The 15,045-nt window shown below is 62.1% G+C and carries 26 protein-coding genes; 2 read left to right on the forward strand and 24 right to left on the reverse strand.

Annotated elements, in window-relative coordinates; genetic code table 11:
- Positions 1–8: 8 nt before the first annotated feature.
- From B4L76_RS02990 to B4L76_RS03080, 19 genes are all read right to left on the reverse strand, one after another.
- Positions 9–188 carry a hypothetical protein gene (locus tag B4L76_RS02990; protein ID WP_296230410.1) on the reverse strand — a complete coding sequence of 60 codons (180 nt, stop codon included), beginning with the start codon at positions 186–188 and terminating at the stop codon, positions 9–11.
- 167 nt (positions 189–355) lie between these two features.
- Positions 356–841: a hypothetical protein gene (locus B4L76_RS02995; RefSeq protein WP_296230411.1), complete on the reverse strand. Its 486-nt coding sequence runs from the start codon at positions 839–841 to the stop codon at positions 356–358.
- A gap of 57 nt (positions 842–898) precedes the next feature.
- A complete protein-coding gene (locus tag B4L76_RS03000; RefSeq protein ID WP_296230412.1) occupies positions 899–2,068 on the reverse strand; it encodes a phage tail tube protein in 1,170 nt (389 codons plus the stop codon).
- Between the two features lie 60 nt (positions 2,069–2,128).
- Entirely contained in the window at positions 2,129–2,533 is a 405-nt protein-coding gene (locus B4L76_RS03005) for a phage tail terminator-like protein (protein WP_296230413.1), read from the reverse strand.
- Positions 2,530–2,919, reverse strand: a complete 390-nt coding sequence (locus B4L76_RS03010) for an HK97 gp10 family phage protein (protein ID WP_296230414.1) — start codon at positions 2,917–2,919, stop codon at positions 2,530–2,532. Before B4L76_RS03010 ends, B4L76_RS03005 begins: the two co-directional genes overlap by 4 nt.
- A 2-nt stretch (positions 2,920–2,921) precedes the next feature.
- Positions 2,922–3,305, reverse strand: coding sequence for a glutamate 5-kinase (locus B4L76_RS03015; RefSeq protein ID WP_296230415.1), 384 nt, complete (start codon positions 3,303–3,305; stop codon positions 2,922–2,924).
- 1 nt (position 3,306) lies between these two features.
- On the reverse strand, positions 3,307–3,678 hold the full coding sequence (locus B4L76_RS03020) for a hypothetical protein (protein ID WP_247282990.1): 372 nt from the start codon (positions 3,676–3,678) through the stop codon (positions 3,307–3,309).
- Positions 3,678–3,974: a hypothetical protein gene (locus tag B4L76_RS03025; protein ID WP_296230416.1), complete on the reverse strand. Its 297-nt coding sequence runs from the start codon at positions 3,972–3,974 to the stop codon at positions 3,678–3,680. The genes B4L76_RS03020 and B4L76_RS03025 overlap by 1 nt, the downstream gene beginning before the upstream one ends.
- Before the next feature lie 42 nt (positions 3,975–4,016).
- Positions 4,017–4,985, reverse strand: coding sequence for a major capsid protein (locus B4L76_RS03030; protein ID WP_296230417.1), 969 nt, complete (start codon positions 4,983–4,985; stop codon positions 4,017–4,019).
- A 9-nt stretch (positions 4,986–4,994) separates the two neighbouring features.
- Complete coding sequence (locus B4L76_RS03035; RefSeq protein ID WP_296230419.1) at positions 4,995–5,741, reverse strand: DUF6651 domain-containing protein; 747 nt, start codon at positions 5,739–5,741, stop codon at positions 4,995–4,997.
- A 151-nt stretch (positions 5,742–5,892) separates the two neighbouring features.
- Positions 5,893–6,969, reverse strand: a complete 1,077-nt coding sequence (locus B4L76_RS03040; protein ID WP_296230422.1) for a hypothetical protein — start codon at positions 6,967–6,969, stop codon at positions 5,893–5,895.
- Complete coding sequence (locus B4L76_RS03045) at positions 6,969–8,375, reverse strand: DUF4055 domain-containing protein (RefSeq protein ID WP_296230423.1); 1,407 nt, start codon at positions 8,373–8,375, stop codon at positions 6,969–6,971. Before B4L76_RS03045 ends, B4L76_RS03040 begins: the two co-directional genes overlap by 1 nt.
- Before the next feature lie 2 nt (positions 8,376–8,377).
- Positions 8,378–9,676 carry a terminase large subunit domain-containing protein gene (locus tag B4L76_RS03050; RefSeq protein ID WP_296230424.1) on the reverse strand — a complete coding sequence of 433 codons (1,299 nt, stop codon included), beginning with the start codon at positions 9,674–9,676 and terminating at the stop codon, positions 8,378–8,380.
- The gene (locus B4L76_RS03055) at positions 9,663–10,124 is read right to left on the reverse strand and encodes a DUF2280 domain-containing protein (protein ID WP_296230425.1); all 462 of its coding nucleotides are present in this window, start codon (positions 10,122–10,124) and stop codon (positions 9,663–9,665) included. Before B4L76_RS03055 ends, B4L76_RS03050 begins: the two co-directional genes overlap by 14 nt.
- A gap of 31 nt (positions 10,125–10,155) precedes the next feature.
- A complete protein-coding gene (locus tag B4L76_RS03060; protein ID WP_296230498.1) occupies positions 10,156–10,752 on the reverse strand; it encodes a putative metallopeptidase in 597 nt (198 codons plus the stop codon).
- A gap of 8 nt (positions 10,753–10,760) precedes the next feature.
- Positions 10,761–10,973 (reverse strand): hypothetical protein, encoded by a 213-nt coding sequence (locus B4L76_RS03065; RefSeq protein ID WP_296230426.1) that lies wholly within the window; start codon positions 10,971–10,973, stop codon positions 10,761–10,763.
- Positions 10,974–11,047: 74 nt separating this feature from the next.
- The gene (locus B4L76_RS03070; RefSeq protein ID WP_296230427.1) at positions 11,048–11,269 is read right to left on the reverse strand and encodes a hypothetical protein; all 222 of its coding nucleotides are present in this window, start codon (positions 11,267–11,269) and stop codon (positions 11,048–11,050) included.
- 81 nt (positions 11,270–11,350) lie between these two features.
- Positions 11,351–11,620, reverse strand: coding sequence for a hypothetical protein (locus B4L76_RS03075; RefSeq protein ID WP_019751351.1), 270 nt, complete (start codon positions 11,618–11,620; stop codon positions 11,351–11,353).
- Positions 11,620–11,931, reverse strand: coding sequence for a peptidase M48, Ste24p (locus B4L76_RS03080; protein ID WP_296230429.1), 312 nt, complete (start codon positions 11,929–11,931; stop codon positions 11,620–11,622). The genes B4L76_RS03075 and B4L76_RS03080 overlap by 1 nt, the downstream gene beginning before the upstream one ends.
- A gap of 94 nt (positions 11,932–12,025) precedes the next feature.
- Between B4L76_RS03080 and B4L76_RS03085 the strand changes: the two genes are divergently transcribed.
- Together B4L76_RS03085 and B4L76_RS03090 are read left to right on the forward strand one after the other, a co-directional pair.
- Positions 12,026–12,211, forward strand: a complete 186-nt coding sequence (locus B4L76_RS03085) for a type II toxin-antitoxin system HicA family toxin (protein WP_241105720.1) — start codon at positions 12,026–12,028, stop codon at positions 12,209–12,211.
- A 45-nt stretch (positions 12,212–12,256) separates the two neighbouring features.
- On the forward strand, positions 12,257–12,679 hold the full coding sequence (locus tag B4L76_RS03090; RefSeq protein ID WP_296230430.1) for a type II toxin-antitoxin system HicB family antitoxin: 423 nt from the start codon (positions 12,257–12,259) through the stop codon (positions 12,677–12,679).
- Between the two features lie 363 nt (positions 12,680–13,042).
- Here the strand turns inward: B4L76_RS03090 and B4L76_RS03095 are convergent, their stop codons facing one another.
- The 5 genes from B4L76_RS03095 to B4L76_RS03115 are packed head-to-tail and all read right to left on the reverse strand — an operon-like array spanning position 13,043 to position 15,045.
- Entirely contained in the window at positions 13,043–13,588 is a 546-nt protein-coding gene (locus B4L76_RS03095; RefSeq protein ID WP_296230431.1) for a hypothetical protein, read from the reverse strand.
- Positions 13,585–13,731: a hypothetical protein gene (locus tag B4L76_RS03100; RefSeq protein WP_296230432.1), complete on the reverse strand. Its 147-nt coding sequence runs from the start codon at positions 13,729–13,731 to the stop codon at positions 13,585–13,587. Before B4L76_RS03100 ends, B4L76_RS03095 begins: the two co-directional genes overlap by 4 nt.
- Positions 13,728–14,330: a recombination protein NinG gene (locus tag B4L76_RS03105; protein ID WP_296230433.1), complete on the reverse strand. Its 603-nt coding sequence runs from the start codon at positions 14,328–14,330 to the stop codon at positions 13,728–13,730. The genes B4L76_RS03100 and B4L76_RS03105 overlap by 4 nt, the downstream gene beginning before the upstream one ends.
- Entirely contained in the window at positions 14,321–14,644 is a 324-nt protein-coding gene (locus tag B4L76_RS03110) for a hypothetical protein (protein WP_296230434.1), read from the reverse strand. The genes B4L76_RS03105 and B4L76_RS03110 overlap by 10 nt, the downstream gene beginning before the upstream one ends.
- Entirely contained in the window at positions 14,644–15,045 is a 402-nt protein-coding gene (locus tag B4L76_RS03115) for a recombination protein NinB (protein ID WP_404940837.1), read from the reverse strand. The genes B4L76_RS03110 and B4L76_RS03115 overlap by 1 nt, the downstream gene beginning before the upstream one ends.

Raw genomic sequence — 15,045 nt, forward strand, 5'->3', positions numbered from 1 at the left:
TACCGCTACTACTTCTTGGTCCTGGCTTTTTCGCCCTCTTTTTGATTCTGCTCATCCCACCGCCGGCGGAACTCGTCGTCCAGTGCGAAGATGGCGGCGTCGAACTCTTCGCGGCATATCACCGAGGGGTATCGGTCGAGGTATTCGGCGATCGCGGATGGCGCAATCGGTGCCGGCGCGCCGACCATGCCGACGTACTGCCGGGATCGGCCGATGTGGCCGTAGGCCTCAAGGATCTCGGCGACGACGTCGTCGATCTCCGGCGGTTCCTGGGCCTTCAGCCCGAGGCGCTCATGCTTCCAGCGCTTCTTCTCGTTCTCCGGCCCGGCCCAGTCCCTACCCCAGCGATATGCCGCTACTGCTTTTCCGCGGTGGCCTGGGCCTGCTCCTCGATGCGCTTGGCGATGTCCAGGGCGGTGCGCAGGGCCAAGAAGTAGATGCTGGGCAGTTGCTCGATCAGCGCCTTGCACAGCTGCGGTGTGTACTTGGCCGGCTCGCCTGGTCGCTCTTCGACATCGATACCCTGCCAATCCTTGATCAGGTGTTTAGCGGCCAGGTCGATGAACAGGTCGTCGTCGGTTTCGAGCTCGACGTCAGGGATCGAGTCGACGGTGAAGCCAGCGGTGCCAACCCCGGCCTGCTGGTTCAGCGCGGCGAGGTGCCGGCGGATCACGGCCTGGTGCGACTTGTAGATCGGGTTGGCGATGGACGCGACCAGGATCGAGGCAGTGTCCGGCCCCTTGTCGCATTTCACGGCCAGACCGTCCGGGCCGACCTTGAAGTGCACCCAGCGCTCGCCGTTGATGTCCAGCTCAGGCTTCTTTGCAATGGTGATGCCCATGGTATTCCTCTGCGGTAAAAGGCCCGACGCACACCGCAGGGCGCGCCGGGCAAAGGGTTAAGCGGTAACGGTGACAGCGCAGGTGTCGGTCTTGGTGCCGTCTGCAGCGCTGGTCGCGGTGATGGTGGCGCTGCCCACGGCCAGGCCGGTGACAAGGCCGGTCTCGCTCACGCTGGCGATGGCCGGGGCGGAACTGGTCCAGGTGATCTGCTGGCTGGCACCGGCCGGGGTAACCACGGCTTCGAGTTCGCCGGTGTCGCCCACTGCCAAGCTCAGGGTGGCCGGAGTGGCATCTACAGCAGCCACAACGATCGGCGCCGGCAGGCGGGTGATGGTCGGCGGCACGCGGCGCGCGGTGTAGTTCAGTTCCACTTGGACGATGTCGGTGGCGCCACCGTCAGGCCAGTCGCCGCTGACTTCCATCTCGGGGATGAGGAAGGTGTAGCCGCCATCTGCGTTGCTCAGGGTGAACTCGAAGCTGAGCGAATCGCCGGTCTGCTGCGCCTTCCAGTACTCGTACGCGGTCTTGGACCAGCTCAGGGTGATTGAGCCGCCAGGCACGAAGGTGGTCTGAATGATGTTGCCGGCGAACGGGTTGCCGTTGCCGATGCAGCGCTGGGTCTGAGAATTGTTGGCGAACTGCAGGTTGAAGGTGTCAACGCACGCGTTGTCGTCACCCAGCTGCACGCCGTTGATCTTCAGCCCGGTCACATCCTTGAAGCCGTAGCGCCGCTGGCTGGCCTCGGGCGCAGGGCTGACGATGAAGGAAGTATTGTCGGCCTTGTCCTGCCACGAGGTGGCCATGAACGTGGTGGTGACGCTGATCTCGTTATCGTTAGGGACCTCGATGTTGATCGTATCAACCTGGGCGCCGCGGGCGATGCCGGCGATACCAACGTCCGCGTCATAGGCGGCGATGGAGAACGAAATGCGCTCGTTACCCATGGTCAGGGTGTTACCGACCCAGTTCGCGCCGAAGCAAGAGGCCAGGAACTCGTCCAAGGCCCCGTAGCGGAACTTGGTCTCGATGTCGCCGCCCACATCCACGGTCGTCTGGGCGGTACCCTGCGACATCCGTGTCTCGCCGATCTCGTTGTTCTCTTCGGTGTTGTAGGTGGGCACCAGTCCGAAGCTGACGCGGGTCAGCACGTTCCATGGGCCTGGAGGGGTGATCCCCGGGGTGACTTCGCGAATCCACGCGGTAGAGCGCTTTGCACCACTGGACATGGGGTATATCTCCTATCGATAGGCGTAAAAAAACCGCCATGTGGCGGTGCAAGTTGGGGCTCAGTAGGCCCGGTATGGCACCCGGACGTTGACCTGGTACCAGTTGTTGCCGTCGTCGCCGACGACCTGCGGTGACGCCTCGAAGAAATCGAACGGCCCTTCTGGCGCGCTGTAGTACTGAAACTGGGCGACCAATGTGTCGACCGCCCGGGTAATGGCCAACGTGCCGCTGTAGCTCGGCACGAACAGCTGAATGATGACGATGCCGGTCTGGCGCACACACGGGCCAATGCCGACCTCTGGCGTGCTGCTCAGGCCTGGAACATCCGCCAGGCGGGCCCAAATGGCACGACCCGCCGGGTTGAATGGCTTCGGCGGGTTCGGGTAATCGACAGCGTCTGCGGGAATTCCCGCCCACTGCTGCATGCGGCCGATGACGATGGCGCGGATCTGTTCGAAGGTCATGAGCTGTACTTCTGCGCGACGCTGTTGAAGGAAACGCCGTAAATACCGGCGGGAGCCTGCTTCGAGTGCCCGTCCTCAAGCGGAACCGCGTACACCAGATTGTTCTGGATAAACACCTGGGTGTACGGCTCCAGGCCAGTCATGACTGACAACCCGCGAGCAAGAGTTTCACCTCCGGAAGGGTCAACTACATCTGAGGTCGTATAGACCGGAGCGCCGATGCTCACGATGTTGTTGCCACGGAACCTGCCAGTATCGACTGGAGCATTCAGCAATATGAGCTGAAGTATTTCAGCTGAGATTGTTCGCACCCTTAGGGCAAGTTGCTCCTCGACCACACCAGCAAACAGGCTTGGCGGTGTGCTCCATCCCCTGCTCTTGGCCATGGCTACTTCCTCAGCTGCAGTCTGTAGGTGGCCGAGGCCGGGTCGGCGCGCACCGACTTGACCAGGTAGATCACCTGCTTAGAGCGGTCCATCAGGTCAGGCGCGGTGATCGTATGCCCGACATCGGGGGTATCCGTGACCTCGTTGGCCAACGCGGTCAGGCGCAGGTCGCCAACCAGGATGTTCACGTTGTCGATCCGGCTGTCTTCGTAGCGCGACAGCACGCCACGACCGGTGTAGGTCACCGGCTGAGCGGTGGTGGTTTCGTTGACCGGATCCCATACGCCCGGCCCCAGGTACTCGCCCGCGAAGGCAAGCACCGCGTCGGCCAGGTCCGTATTGAACGCCTGGGCCAGGTCCGCCTGCAGTTCAACGCGAAGTCCCATATCAGCCCCTCACGATCTTGGTTTGCCCGCTGCTGTTCAGGTAATGCGCCAGCAGCGCCAGTGCGAACGACTCGCCCGCACTGATGGTGCGTGAGGACTCGGAGTAGGTTTTGCTGCTGGAAACCCCGTCAGCGTTGACCGACTTGCTCAGCACGCCGGTCTCCTTGCTGCCGTAGATGTTCCCTGCCGCAGCCTCTCGGGCGATCTCGGCACCGGCCTGGATGACGTCGTCCGGTACCGGGTCGAACTCAGGCAGGCCGAGATTGGTAAGCCAGGTGTTGGCCATCAGCACCGCCCTGGCCTTCTGGTCGTCGGGCGCCCAGGTCGGCCCAAGCAGGGCGTCTACCTGCTCGACGGTGATGTAGATGGTCATTACGCGGCCTCGCCCAGCAGCTTCTTGAGGTCTTCCAGGCTGGCGTCAGGGCTGAATTGCACGCCCCTTTCGATCAGGGAGGCCTGTAGCTTTGCCTTCAGCTCGGCGTCTTCGGCAGCCTTCTTGTCGGCAGCGGACTTGCCAGCCTTCGAGCCTTTGGCTTCCTTCAATGGCTCCGGGTGCTCGTAGCCTTCGGGCGCGAAGCGCGCATCGATGATCTTGTACCCCTTCTGCCGCAGTTCGGCTTTTCGCTCAGGGCTGACCGGGTGTTTCTCGTAAATCACTTTCTCGCTCATGGCGATCTCCTGGGGAAGGCGCCCCGAAAGGCGCGGTACCGATTACTTGGTTGCGTCGCCGATGGTCAGCACGCCGGCCGAGGCCTTGATGCTGTTCGCCACCAGATCCCAGTTGGTGCCGGTGGACAGCTCTGCGTTGGTCGGCGACTTGCCGCCGTTGGCGGTGTCCCAGGTGTAGCCCTTGAGGCCCAGACCGAAGGTGTAGTCGGCTTGCATGGTGGTCTCGATACGCTCCTTGCCGTTGGAGGTCTCGATGTTGGTGATCAGGTCGGAGCCATCCATCACCACCGCGGCGCCGTCGGCCAGGCTGAGAACCTTCTGCTTGTTCGGGGTGCCGGCCTCGTACAGTGCCGGGGCGTCGGTGATGATCACGGCCTTGCCGAGGATGTCGACCACCTGCACGCCGGAGAACTGGAACAGGCGCTCGGCGTTGGCGAGGTTCTGGCCGACCAGCTTGTGGTACATGGCGCCGGTCATGACTTGGGCCACCAGGCGCTGCGAAGCGTCACCGAACAGGGCGTGGGCGTTGTTGATCGCGACGTAGGTAACGCCAGCAGTGGCCGAAACGTCGTTGGTGGCGGCCGGCTGGTTGCCGATGGCGCCGGCCAGGGCCGAGATGGCGGTGTTCAGCTGGTCAGCCATGATGGCTTCGGACAGGTTGCGGCTGATCACTTCCAGCGCTTCTTCCGGGTTCTTCTGGATCCAGGAGAGCTGGGAAGGCTCCCACAGGATCGGGCCGAAGCCGCCGGCGATCTTCACCGAGTCGTACTGCTTTTGGGCCAGAGGGGTAGATGCCTGGGCACCGTTGGCTGCGTAACGATCCACGCGACGCTGAGCGCTGTGCAGACCAGCCCAGAACGATTCCTGCAGGAAGTCGCCGTCGATGCCCTGGGTGGTCAGGCGGATGGCACCGGCCGAGGATGCGTTGAACTTCTCGACATCCTGAGCCAGGGTCTCGATGGTGGTGCGCTTGAGGTATTCGTTGAACACCTTCATGTTCGAAAGGGCCATTGGGCCTCCTTATTCGCTTGCGGTCAGGCCCTTGATGGCTTCAAGGCGTTCAGCCTTGGTGCCACCGAAGTTGCCCTTCGTGGGTTTGTGCTGGCCACCACCGTTCGGAGCGCCGCCGCCATTGGCGCCGGAACTCTTCAGGATGTGGTCACGATGGGGGTACTGCGAGACGAGGGTTTCGAGCGCTTCGTTGAAGTCGGCCAGCTCACCCGGGCGAGCGCGGCTGAAGATCTTCTGGCCCTGGGCGTCATAAGCAACGACCTTGCCTTCCTCGATCTTGAAGTTGCTGCCGAAGGCGGCCTGGACCATGTCCGCCGGCACAGCCATCTTCTCGGCGATGAACTGGGAGCGGGCAAAGCTGCCGCCGATCTTCTCGGCATACAGCTGCTGCTCGAAGGTCTGCGCCTTGCCGTTGGCTTCATCCAGCTGGGTTTGGAAGGCCTTGCTGATCTCGCCCTTCACTTTCTCGATCTCGCCGGCATCCACCAGCTTCTTTGCGTCGAGGTTGGCGACGATCTCCAGGGCTTTCTTGGCGGCCGCAGCATCTTCGATGCCTTCGAACGCCTTCGCAGTCTTCTCGAAGCTGTCCGCGCGCTCACGGTGCGACTTCGCCTCGGCATTCAGCCGGGTGATGGTGTTTCGAGTGCCCACGGCATCGAAAGCGACGTCCTTGCCGTCGTCATCGGTGTACACGGGCTTGCCATCTTCGATCACTGCGTACTGCTTGCCATCCACTTCAACAGTCTTGAGTTTCATTTCGTCTCTCTGGGCCATCCGGCCTGTTGGTGAGCCATCCGGCCCCAGGTCGCCCCGTCCATCCGAACCGCAGGCATGAAAAAGCCCCGCACTTGGCGAGGCCTTGAAATTGCGCGCCACGAAATGGCGCTTTGGTGTTTTGTGGCGCGGGCTACAACAGCCGATCCCGCAGCTCATCGAGCGTCAGGAACTTGCCCTTGTCGTTGTAGACGTCCTGCAGCTTCAGCTTGTCCTGGCGCAACAGCTTCCCCCGCTCCGGGCCGAGAATCTCGTCCTGGCGGGATGCTGGTTGGCGGGAAAGCCATTGCGCATAGGTGGTCTGCTGCGGCACCTGGCCGTCCATGCTCGCCCGGGTAGCCGCGTCGCTGATTCCCAGCGCCAAAGCGCTCTTGAGGATCGGCAGCTTGGTCGAGCGGCAGCAGAAGTGAATACGGCCAGGCCCGGCCAGCCACGGCACCTTGTGCCCAATGGGCTGGTATGTGCCCAGCGTGTACGGCAGGCGGTCACGGATTCGGCAGGTTGTCGAGGTCCGATTGTCCAACGTACTCAGCCACTCGACATGGCTGATGATGTCGCTGTTGGCCTCGAACGCCTTGTCGCTGGCCGCCTCTGCCGTGCTGGACACAGCAGACCGGACAACCGCCTCCACCTCGCGGCGAGACTTCTGCAGGATGCCGTCGGCGCACTTCTCCGCCTTGGTGCCCATGATCTGCCGGACGATCTCCGGCGTCGTGCGACCTTCAAGAACCCCGGACCGAACCGCATCGCGGATCGACGCAGCCCGGTCAGCCTCGATGCCGGCCATCCACTCGCTGAGCAATCGGCCCTGAAATGGTCTCGCCAGCGCAATAGCGCGCACCTGGCTGAACTGAGCCACGGCAACGGGAAATCGTGCCTGTACAAGCTCAGGAACAGCCGCTGTCAGCGCGGCCGCCTGAAAAGCAATCTCGTAGCTGGCCACGCCGTCGATCACGCCTGTGAGCGCCTGCTGCAGGCTAAAGAACGTCGATTGATTGATGCGCAGCACAGGCGCCAGGGCTGCATCGATCGCCGCAACGGAAGCGCCTGCATCCAGGCTGTCGAGGGCCACTATCAACGCAGCCCGCAACTCCGGGTCGGCGCTGTTCAGGACCTTGATGATCGCCACGACCTGGCTGTTGCTCAGCCTGGAAAGATCCACCTCATGCCCGATCAGTTCGTCCAGCAGTTTCTCGTTGGCTGACTTCATCACAGCGTACCGAGGGCCGGGCCCTGGGCCTCAATCTTCGCCAGTTCCTCTTCCCAGTCGTATTCATCGCTGATCACGCCTCGGCGCTGCATCTCGGTGAACAGCGTCTCCTTGCTAATCATCCCGGCATTGGCCATGGACACCAGCGTCGGCAGCGACACCTCAGGCATGTAGTCGACATCGAAGTTGCCGCGCATCTCGACGGTGCCGCCGTCGCCTAGTCCGCGGTAGTCGGCCATGAACTGGAGCAGCTGCGCCAAGCAGTCGGCGAAGTGATGAGCCATGCGCGCCAGCGGGGACAGTTCCTGCGCCGCCTCCTCTTCCGCCTGGGTGGCGGTCTTGTTGGCTGTCTTGTCCGGGGTCAGAAGCTTGGCCCCGGCCATGCGCATCTCGTTGATCAAGTCTTGCAACGCGGTTCGGCCTGACTCGACAGCCTGGCCGGTGTGCTCGACGTACTTGAGGTCGCCGTCCTTGGGCAGGTCGGTCAGCTGGCCGGTGCCAACCTTGAACTCTGGCGGAACTACATTCCCCTGATTGTCGTACTGCGTCTGGATACCGATGCGTACCAGGATAGGCACCCGGATAACGTGCAGGATGTTGTCCTGGTCGCTCTGGCTCTGCCAGTGCTTCACGTTGAGGTGCGCCAGTTCGATCAGGGGCGGCTTGGCCGTCATGAAACCGGTGCGGCCGGTGTAGAAGGTGACCCACGGGATAGCGGCCAGGCTGTTGGTGCCTTCCTCGTGCAGTTCCCAAGTACCGCCAGATGCGGCCTGCTTCCCCCGCACAGCCTTGGCCGACCTGCGATAGGTTCGCCAGGCGCCCGGCTCCAGCACGCGAATCTGCTCGACGCACGCGGCGCCGAACTCGCCATCCTCCTCCTCGACCACCTCGATGTAGCGGACCATAGTCAGGACGCCGCCCTTAGAGCGCCAGCCCAGCACCTGCTCAGGCCTCACCATAACAACGTATGGACGCACACCGGCCGCCTGCTCGTCGGCCTGGGTCTTCAGTTCGCCTGCGGGCGGATGATCGACGAAGGCATGGCACAGACCGTGGCTCAGGCCCTCAGTGAAGAAGCCAACCGACCAGGAGTTGAGGTCGTTGCCGGCGTGGTCGATGTCCTTGGTCATCTCGACGATGTCGGCAGGCACATCGTCGCCCACCTGCAGCGGTTCGGCGAACACGCGGGAGGTCATGTTGCCGACCGTCTCGGAGTACGCAGGCAGAAGTGTCGAGAGGCGCAGGCGCTCTTTGTAGGCCTCGTCATCCTCTGCTGGGTACTGCGGCAGCAGGGTCTTGCCCGCGGCGCGCATCGCCATCGTCCCACCCATCAGCGGCGAGATCACGGCCCAGTAGGCGCGCATCGCGTCGACAGCGGGCAGCGTGATGCTCGGGTTATCACTCATGGTCACATTCTCAGGGATTGGGTCGTGAAGACCGGTCGCTCAATTGGGTAGTCGTGGTGGATGAAGTAGCCACCAGCGTCGTTCGCGTGGTCCACGCCAGACTTCTTGTCGGGCTCGCCGTTGGGCGCCCATACCTGCTGCTCCAGGCCATCCGCATAGGTCGGGCAGCGCAGCGGGTTGATCAGGTAGCGGCGCTCGCCATTCGCGTTGCAGAACATTGAGTTCATGGCGTTGATGCGGTCCTTTACCGGTGGGTTGGCGTCGGGCGCGATCACGCTGAAGCCGGCCTGGCGCAGGATGGCAATGTCCGTCTCGCTGGCGTTCACCGATTTGCGCGACCCACCAGAGGCGTCGGGATAGATCCTGATTTCGCAGGTCTTCTCGTAATCCCTGCCGTTGTGCCGCCAGTAGCGCTCCTTGATGCGCCGGATCATGTCCGGCGTATCGAAGCCGTCGATCAGCTCATCCACGGCCCTGGGCTTTCCGTCAGGCCGTTTGACATGGACGATCGCCGCCATCTTGCCGACGTTGAAGTCCATGCCAATGAACAGGGGCTCTCCAGGCTCTACGGTGTCGAAGCAGGAATTCAGCTTCCGGTCGTAGGCGTGGTAGATCGAGCCGGAGTTCAGGTTGACAAACTGGCCGTTCAGGTAGGCCAGGATGAGCTGGGCCGGGTACGACTCCATCAGCGAGGGGATGTAGTCCGGCGGCAGATTCAACTCATTGTCGAACGTGCTGGCCTGGACCAAGCCGTACATGTCGTTCAGCGCCGGCTTCTCGCGCAGCTGCTTCACGAACTGCTGATAGACGAACTTGAACCCTTCGGGGGTCGTGGTGACGTCTACACCGTTCTTGAGCCCGTCCACGTTGTAGCGCATACGGGCAATGATCTTACGCCAGGCGTGCTCGGCCTTGAGCGCGGGCAGAACATCGAGTTCGTCGACCAGGGCGTGACCGATCTTGAAGCCCACGATGGTCTGTGGCTTCTCCATCGAGCGGCAGATGGTCGTGCTGCGGTACTGGCCGCCGCTGTAGAACTCGACCTCCTTGTCGCTCTCCTTCGTCTTGACCTTCAGGCCCCAGTCGAAGGCGACCTCCTCGATGGTCGGGAAGAAGATGTCGCGAATCTGCGGGTATGTCGGGGCGAAGTAGCCGGAATCGATCCGGGGCCATTCCCATACGTGCTTGCACAGCGCCGCACATCCCACCCAAGTCTTGCCCGAGCCGAACCCTGCCACGAAGCCGCGGAACTTGTTCTCCATCCGGAGGAAGCTCGCCTGGGGCACGTTAAGTGAGGGCATCAGGCTTCCTCGCATCCACCACATCGACCTGCACCCGAGCGGGCGGTACGTTGTCGTGGGGATTCTCGTTCTTGGTCTGGCGGTTCACGTAAACGTCGCCGACCTCTTTGGCCGCCTGCTCCAGCAACTGGGCAGTCAGGGCCATGTTCTTCATCGACTCAGCCTTCTCGGCCATCCTGCCCAGCGCGCGGAGGCGGTAGGCACGGTGCGCGATAGGAATATCGGCCGTCTCGGTGGTGAATCGCTCCCGGCACTCATGAAAGAGGTCAGCCCAGCGCTTGGCCAGGCCGCGCCCGGCGTACTTGGTTGGGTCGTGCCCCTCACAGGTCTGGCGACTCACATCCAGGCCGAATTCCTTCTTGACAGCCTCCACCACCTGACTCGGTGTATCGAAGCAGGCCAGAGCCTGAACAATGAAGGCTTTGACCTCGCTTCGTAGTGCTGCCATGTGAATGTCATCCGTCAGGACCTGTCAGGATTCAGGCCGACTTGAGCAGACAGGTTCCGCAGGCCCTCGAAATGTTAATCTTGGCCACCTCAGGCGGCCGGCTTGCAGCGTCGATCAGCTGCTGGACTTCTTCGCTTGCACCGTAGCGCCTCACCACCCCAACGAACTCTTCGACGTCGTGGCCGCGCAGGAAGAGCTTGGGCAGCCCCTCCTGGGTGAACTTGGGAGCGCCGAATTCATCGGTTGCCTGGGCGATGTGGTAGAGCTCGTGTTCGACCAGGGCGCAGAACTCAGCGTCGGTGCATTGGGCACAGTAGTCGGCAGCCAGGGTGATGAGGTAGGTCGGCTCCTCGCCGAACCACTGGCGCATCTGCTGCTCTTGCCGGGCCTTCTGCCAACCTCCGGCGCGGAACATCAGCTGCTCGGCCTGGCCAAGGACGACACGCCCCTGCTTGGCGAAACCAGTCGATGCCCACAGCACGCCGATGTTTGCGTCCATCAGATGGGCGTGGTCTGGGTTGTGGATGCTGCCGGTGTCGGCGAGGATCTCGCTCTGCACCCAATCCCACATGCCAGTGGCTGGGCGAAGCGTGAGCCACAAGGATTCGAGCAGGTCAGCCGGTGGCATTGGCCTGGTCACGCCTGCTGCACCGTGACGACCCCGCGAAGCCTACGGGTGTAGATCTCCTCGCGGGCCGGGCGCTTCACCTTCACAGGCTGCGGGGCATAAACGCACACTCCGGCGGCAGTATCGCACCAGAGCACGCTATCGACCTCATTGCCGTTGACGAACACGAGACGCCGGCCACGACCGTCACCGGCGTGGTGGAAGCTTGATGGCGCAGGCATTGGATCTCCTCGCGCCACGAAACGGCGCACCTCTGTTTTGTGGCGCGGACTAGCTGCCAGCCATCTAGGCCGGATTACTTGCGATCAGCGAGGACGGACGCTACGAATTCCTCGTTGGCCTTGTAGTCTTCGCTGCTACTCCCATGCATGTCTCGGTAGCAGTAGCCAGCGTCCCAGGCCTCGCCCAACTTCGCCTCAAGCCTGGCCAGCTCAGCTTGATACCAGGCAATTGCTTCACTCTGGCTGCCCCAAGCCTTGCCCCTCGGCTCATCAATCACGTAGTCGTCGCCGCCCATTAGGTGCTCCTGGCTGAGTTTGCGTTATGAGGAATTATATCCATGGGCGACACTCTGCTTGCATCGAGAGCTTGTGGCGACCTACCCCGGCTGGAACACATGGCCGCGCCGGGCGACTGCATACAGGACGATGCCCAGCTTGAGGATCACTCCGTACAGGGTGGGCACATGGCCGCTCATGGCCAGCACGAACGAACCGAACGCGCCGATGGCCACCAGGTAGAACGCGACAGCCAGCAATGGATGGTCCATGGGGCGAATGCGGCGCAGGTAGTCGCACGCGGCAATCACCACCAGCACGCTCAGGAAGGCATTCGCGCCAATCAGAACTGAAATCAGGGTCGAGCTCATCAGGTAGCTCCCTTGGCTCCGAACTGACTCACCACCGACTTCAGGACTGGGATGATGTTCATTGCCAGTAGCCCTATCAGGAAGGCCACGCCGTATTTGGTTTCTCCGCCCGGATCAAGCTTGAAGAAGCTGATGGCGAGCGGGGTGCAGAACACTGCGGATGCCAGTCCGGTACAGAAGGCTGCGACAGCCTGGCCCCTGGTGAGGCCCCGCAGGAAGGTCAGCGAGAGGATCGCTCCTGCGAAGCCGCCGATGATCACGCCGTACTTCACCAGCAGGACGCCGGCAGTCGTGCTTGCTGGTTCGGCCATATGAAATCCCTGAATCTATAAATACATCATAAATGTGTTGTCATACACCATTTATGGTGTATACTGAACTCATCAACCACACAGCGGAGGGCAGATGAAATGTAACGAGTTCAAGCGGTGGCTGTTGGCAAGAGGAGTAGAGGTTTCGAAGACGGCAAAGGGAAGTCACTTCAAACTCTACTTCAACGGCAAACAGACAACCCTTCCCAACCACGGGGCCAAGGAGATGGCCGAAGGGACTAGGAAGGCAATCATCAAACAACTGGGCCTCAAGGATTGAGGCTCCACCCTTTGAGCTCGAATACATCTGCCCTGAGGTAACGACATGTACGACTACGCAATCAACGTGAACCAGGAGGCCGGGTCTTTCTGGTCTTCGTGTGACGACATCCCAGAGGCGCACAGCGCGGGCGATACGCTCGATGAACTGCTGCGCCATGCTGCCGAGGGGCTTGAGGTTGCCTTGTCCATCTACGTCGATCAGCTGCGGCCGATTCCGCCCGCCTCTCCAGCGAAAGAGGGTCAGCACGTTATCCGGCTGTCCGCCCTGGTGAACGCGAAGATCGCGCTGTGGAACGCCATGCGAGAGAAAGGCATGCGGAAGGCCGATCTGTGCCGGACGCTGGGGGCTGTGCAGACCAAAGTGGATCGGCTCCTCGACTTCGAACACAGCTCGAAGATCGAACAGGTCGAAGCAGCTTTGGCCGCGCTCGGCAAACGCCTGGTGGTGTCTGTCGAACCGGCCTGAATCTGTGTGGGTCTTTCCCCACCTGTCCGCCGAAGACCATTGCAGCGCTGGCACCCCAATGCACCAGTCTCGCCGATCCAGTCACGCGCCACCCTGAAAGCATGTGAGGTCAGGGTGCGCGGGCTGCCGGTGTTTTTCCGTACACCACACTACCGGCTAGCAGTGTCCAGGCTGTCCCGTGAGGGCCTGCCCTGGCTGCAGTTGCGTTTCTTGCTGAAACAAAAATCCCGGCACTTGGCCGGGACTCTTGAGGCCCTCTTCGGGCAATAAAAAACCCGGCTCAGTGGCCGGGTTCGATTTGTCATCCTCAAACACGCAGGAATGACAGGATGGACGCATATTGGCTCATTGGCTCAGTCGCAGTCAAGCGACATTTGCCACCAAAAGGCCTTCATGGTCGAGAATATGCTGAGCCTCTACCAGCGCGGCGTCTACTTCGCGCTCCAGAGCCTTGCGAATGTCACGCCTCCAGCGCTCCTGAGTCTTGATCGGGTGCGGATCATCGCTCCAGTTGTCCATCTCATACCAGGCTGCTGGCAACACGTTGGTGCTGCGCTTGCCATCCACACCGGGCAGCTTGGGCATGGCCCAGGTGAGGATTGCGCAGTGGCGGAAGCGCTTGGGCGCCGGCGACCGGTGCAGGCGGGTAAGCTCCTCGATGGCCGCGTGCTTGCGGTCGACGTGCGTGGAGTATTTCGCCACCAGGTGGCGCCAGTGTTCCTCACTGAGGTTCTTGTGCAGCCGGCCGAACACCCAGCAGTCCATGAGGAATGCAGCCTCCTTGCCGATGATCTCGCCCTTCTGCTTTGTCGCCTGGACCTTTGGCTCGAAATCGCAACCGCCGGCGTTATTGATCGTCTCGGCAGCCAGTGCACGGACCACTGCCGATACTACGTTCTGATAGCTCATTGCCCACCCCCGCCCCGCTTGGCCTTTCTCGAAATGAATTCTTCGTAGTAGCGCTTGCGGCGCACTGCGCCGGCCCAGGACAGCGCCCCGCCCGACACCACGATCAGCGCTGCCAAAATCAGAAATGCCCATGCTGGTGTCATGCTGCTGCCCTCCGTAGGTCTTTGAGTTTTTGCCTGTACAGGGCCTTGATGGCCTGCAGGTCTTCGATGGTCAGGCGCTGGGGCTTATGAGGCCCTTCGAGCCAATCAACCTGGTCGGCGCCGATGCGCTTCACCAGGCGGATGCGGTACTCGACCGCGTTACCCGACAGGTTCCGGTTGCACTTCACGCACTGGCGGTGGACGTTGAGCGGCTCGAACCGCAACTCCGGGCAAGCGCCCACCGACCGGTAATGGCCGGCGTCCCAGCGACTGCCGGTGATGAGGTCGTGGTCGCTCGGCAGCGAGTCGCAACTGATGCACGGCAAGCCGGCGTCGCGCTCGCGGATGTAGGCGTTGAACGCAGTCTGGGTCTCGGCTATGTGCTCGCGGCGGGTCTTCAGCTTCTCGCGGCGCTCCTGCAAGTCTTGGCGGGCCTGCTTGGTAATGGCCTTGGCCGCGATCTTCTGCAGCTTCGGGTCCTTGGCCATGGCCTTGGCGCAGGCGATGCTGCATACCTTCTGCGTGGTCATGGTCGGCTTGAAGGGCTTGCCGCAACCTGGGGCCCTGCACTTCTTCGGCTTGATCTGGGCTACGCGCATGGCTCGGCCTCCTTGGCTTTCTGCTGCTTGGGCTCGAAGTCGCCGCGTAGGGGCATCAGGTAGATCTCCATGCACAACGCGAATCCGCCGATATCCACGATTCCGCCACTGCTGAGCTGCGCAGCGGCCCCTTTCGCGTAGATAACCCAGCACAGCGGTCCGCGGTTAAAAATGGCGCGGCCATCAGGCATGAGGAATCGGCCATCGGTTTCGAGCTTTTGGACCAGCTCCATCGCCATGCCGATGTTTGGCGAAACGCCTTGGCTCGAACCGATAACCAGCGCTAGGTCGCCCGGCTTGAATTGATGGCTCATCAGTAACGCCCTCCCCACCGATCCGGCTCAGTCCAGCGCACGCCGTGCTCGGCGCCGAAGGCGTGAATCCACTCCAGAAGGCTCGCGCACTGCTTCATGCTGAGCTGGCTGGTGCGCTCGTACACGACGTCGAACCCGTTCCCGTCGACCGCTGGTATCAGTTGTGGCCGTTCGCCGCTCTCACGCAGCCAGGCGGCCGTCAGCAGCCGCTTCCAGATCAGGACGTCCCACTTTTTGCCGGCGTGCTCAACCTGCTTCGCGATATCGCTCAGGCAGGCGTGAAGCTTTTTGTTTTGCTCGCCGCTGCGGTCCTGGTCCTTGATCACGATCTTCTTGGGCCGGGTGAAGTCCTGGGCTTGAAGATGACCCAACAAGCGGTTGGCATCGGCCATGCTGTGCAT

This window comes from Pseudomonas sp. UBA4617 (genome assembly GCF_002386445.1).
Lineage (GTDB): Bacteria > Pseudomonadota > Gammaproteobacteria > Pseudomonadales > Pseudomonadaceae > Aquipseudomonas.

What these genes read in the sequence shown, in the direction of transcription:
- B4L76_RS02990 (WP_296230410.1), bottom strand. Translation starts at nt 188, where the DNA reads ATGGTCGGCGCGCCGGCACCGATTGCGCCATCCGCGATCGCCGAATAC.
- B4L76_RS02995 (WP_296230411.1), bottom strand. Translation starts at nt 841, where the DNA reads ATGGGCATCACCATTGCAAAGAAGCCTGAGCTGGACATCAACGGCGAG.
- B4L76_RS03000 (WP_296230412.1), bottom strand. Translation starts at nt 2,068, where the DNA reads ATGTCCAGTGGTGCAAAGCGCTCTACCGCGTGGATTCGCGAAGTCACC.
- B4L76_RS03005 (WP_296230413.1), bottom strand. Translation starts at nt 2,533, where the DNA reads ATGACCTTCGAACAGATCCGCGCCATCGTCATCGGCCGCATGCAGCAG.
- B4L76_RS03010 (WP_296230414.1), bottom strand. Translation starts at nt 2,919, where the DNA reads ATGGCCAAGAGCAGGGGATGGAGCACACCGCCAAGCCTGTTTGCTGGT.
- B4L76_RS03015 (WP_296230415.1), bottom strand. Translation starts at nt 3,305, where the DNA reads ATGGGACTTCGCGTTGAACTGCAGGCGGACCTGGCCCAGGCGTTCAAT.
- B4L76_RS03020 (WP_247282990.1), bottom strand. Translation starts at nt 3,678, where the DNA reads ATGACCATCTACATCACCGTCGAGCAGGTAGACGCCCTGCTTGGGCCG.
- B4L76_RS03025 (WP_296230416.1), bottom strand. Translation starts at nt 3,974, where the DNA reads ATGAGCGAGAAAGTGATTTACGAGAAACACCCGGTCAGCCCTGAGCGA.
- B4L76_RS03030 (WP_296230417.1), bottom strand. Translation starts at nt 4,985, where the DNA reads ATGGCCCTTTCGAACATGAAGGTGTTCAACGAATACCTCAAGCGCACC.
- B4L76_RS03035 (WP_296230419.1), bottom strand. Translation starts at nt 5,741, where the DNA reads ATGAAACTCAAGACTGTTGAAGTGGATGGCAAGCAGTACGCAGTGATC.
- B4L76_RS03040 (WP_296230422.1), bottom strand. Translation starts at nt 6,969, where the DNA reads ATGAAGTCAGCCAACGAGAAACTGCTGGACGAACTGATCGGGCATGAG.
- B4L76_RS03045 (WP_296230423.1), bottom strand. Translation starts at nt 8,375, where the DNA reads ATGAGTGATAACCCGAGCATCACGCTGCCCGCTGTCGACGCGATGCGC.
- B4L76_RS03050 (WP_296230424.1), bottom strand. Translation starts at nt 9,676, where the DNA reads ATGCCCTCACTTAACGTGCCCCAGGCGAGCTTCCTCCGGATGGAGAAC.
- B4L76_RS03055 (WP_296230425.1), bottom strand. Translation starts at nt 10,124, where the DNA reads ATGGCAGCACTACGAAGCGAGGTCAAAGCCTTCATTGTTCAGGCTCTG.
- B4L76_RS03060 (WP_296230498.1), bottom strand. Translation starts at nt 10,752, where the DNA reads ATGCCACCGGCTGACCTGCTCGAATCCTTGTGGCTCACGCTTCGCCCA.
- B4L76_RS03065 (WP_296230426.1), bottom strand. Translation starts at nt 10,973, where the DNA reads ATGCCTGCGCCATCAAGCTTCCACCACGCCGGTGACGGTCGTGGCCGG.
- B4L76_RS03070 (WP_296230427.1), bottom strand. Translation starts at nt 11,269, where the DNA reads ATGGGCGGCGACGACTACGTGATTGATGAGCCGAGGGGCAAGGCTTGG.
- B4L76_RS03075 (WP_019751351.1), bottom strand. Translation starts at nt 11,620, where the DNA reads ATGAGCTCGACCCTGATTTCAGTTCTGATTGGCGCGAATGCCTTCCTG.
- B4L76_RS03080 (WP_296230429.1), bottom strand. Translation starts at nt 11,931, where the DNA reads ATGGCCGAACCAGCAAGCACGACTGCCGGCGTCCTGCTGGTGAAGTAC.
- B4L76_RS03085 (WP_241105720.1), top strand. Translation starts at nt 12,026, where the DNA reads ATGAAATGTAACGAGTTCAAGCGGTGGCTGTTGGCAAGAGGAGTAGAG.
- B4L76_RS03090 (WP_296230430.1), top strand. Translation starts at nt 12,257, where the DNA reads ATGTACGACTACGCAATCAACGTGAACCAGGAGGCCGGGTCTTTCTGG.
- B4L76_RS03095 (WP_296230431.1), bottom strand. Translation starts at nt 13,588, where the DNA reads ATGAGCTATCAGAACGTAGTATCGGCAGTGGTCCGTGCACTGGCTGCC.
- B4L76_RS03100 (WP_296230432.1), bottom strand. Translation starts at nt 13,731, where the DNA reads ATGACACCAGCATGGGCATTTCTGATTTTGGCAGCGCTGATCGTGGTG.
- B4L76_RS03105 (WP_296230433.1), bottom strand. Translation starts at nt 14,330, where the DNA reads ATGCGCGTAGCCCAGATCAAGCCGAAGAAGTGCAGGGCCCCAGGTTGC.
- B4L76_RS03110 (WP_296230434.1), bottom strand. Translation starts at nt 14,644, where the DNA reads ATGAGCCATCAATTCAAGCCGGGCGACCTAGCGCTGGTTATCGGTTCG.
- B4L76_RS03115 (WP_404940837.1), bottom strand. Translation starts at nt 15,045, where the DNA reads ATGCACAGCATGGCCGATGCCAACCGCTTGTTGGGTCATCTTCAAGCC.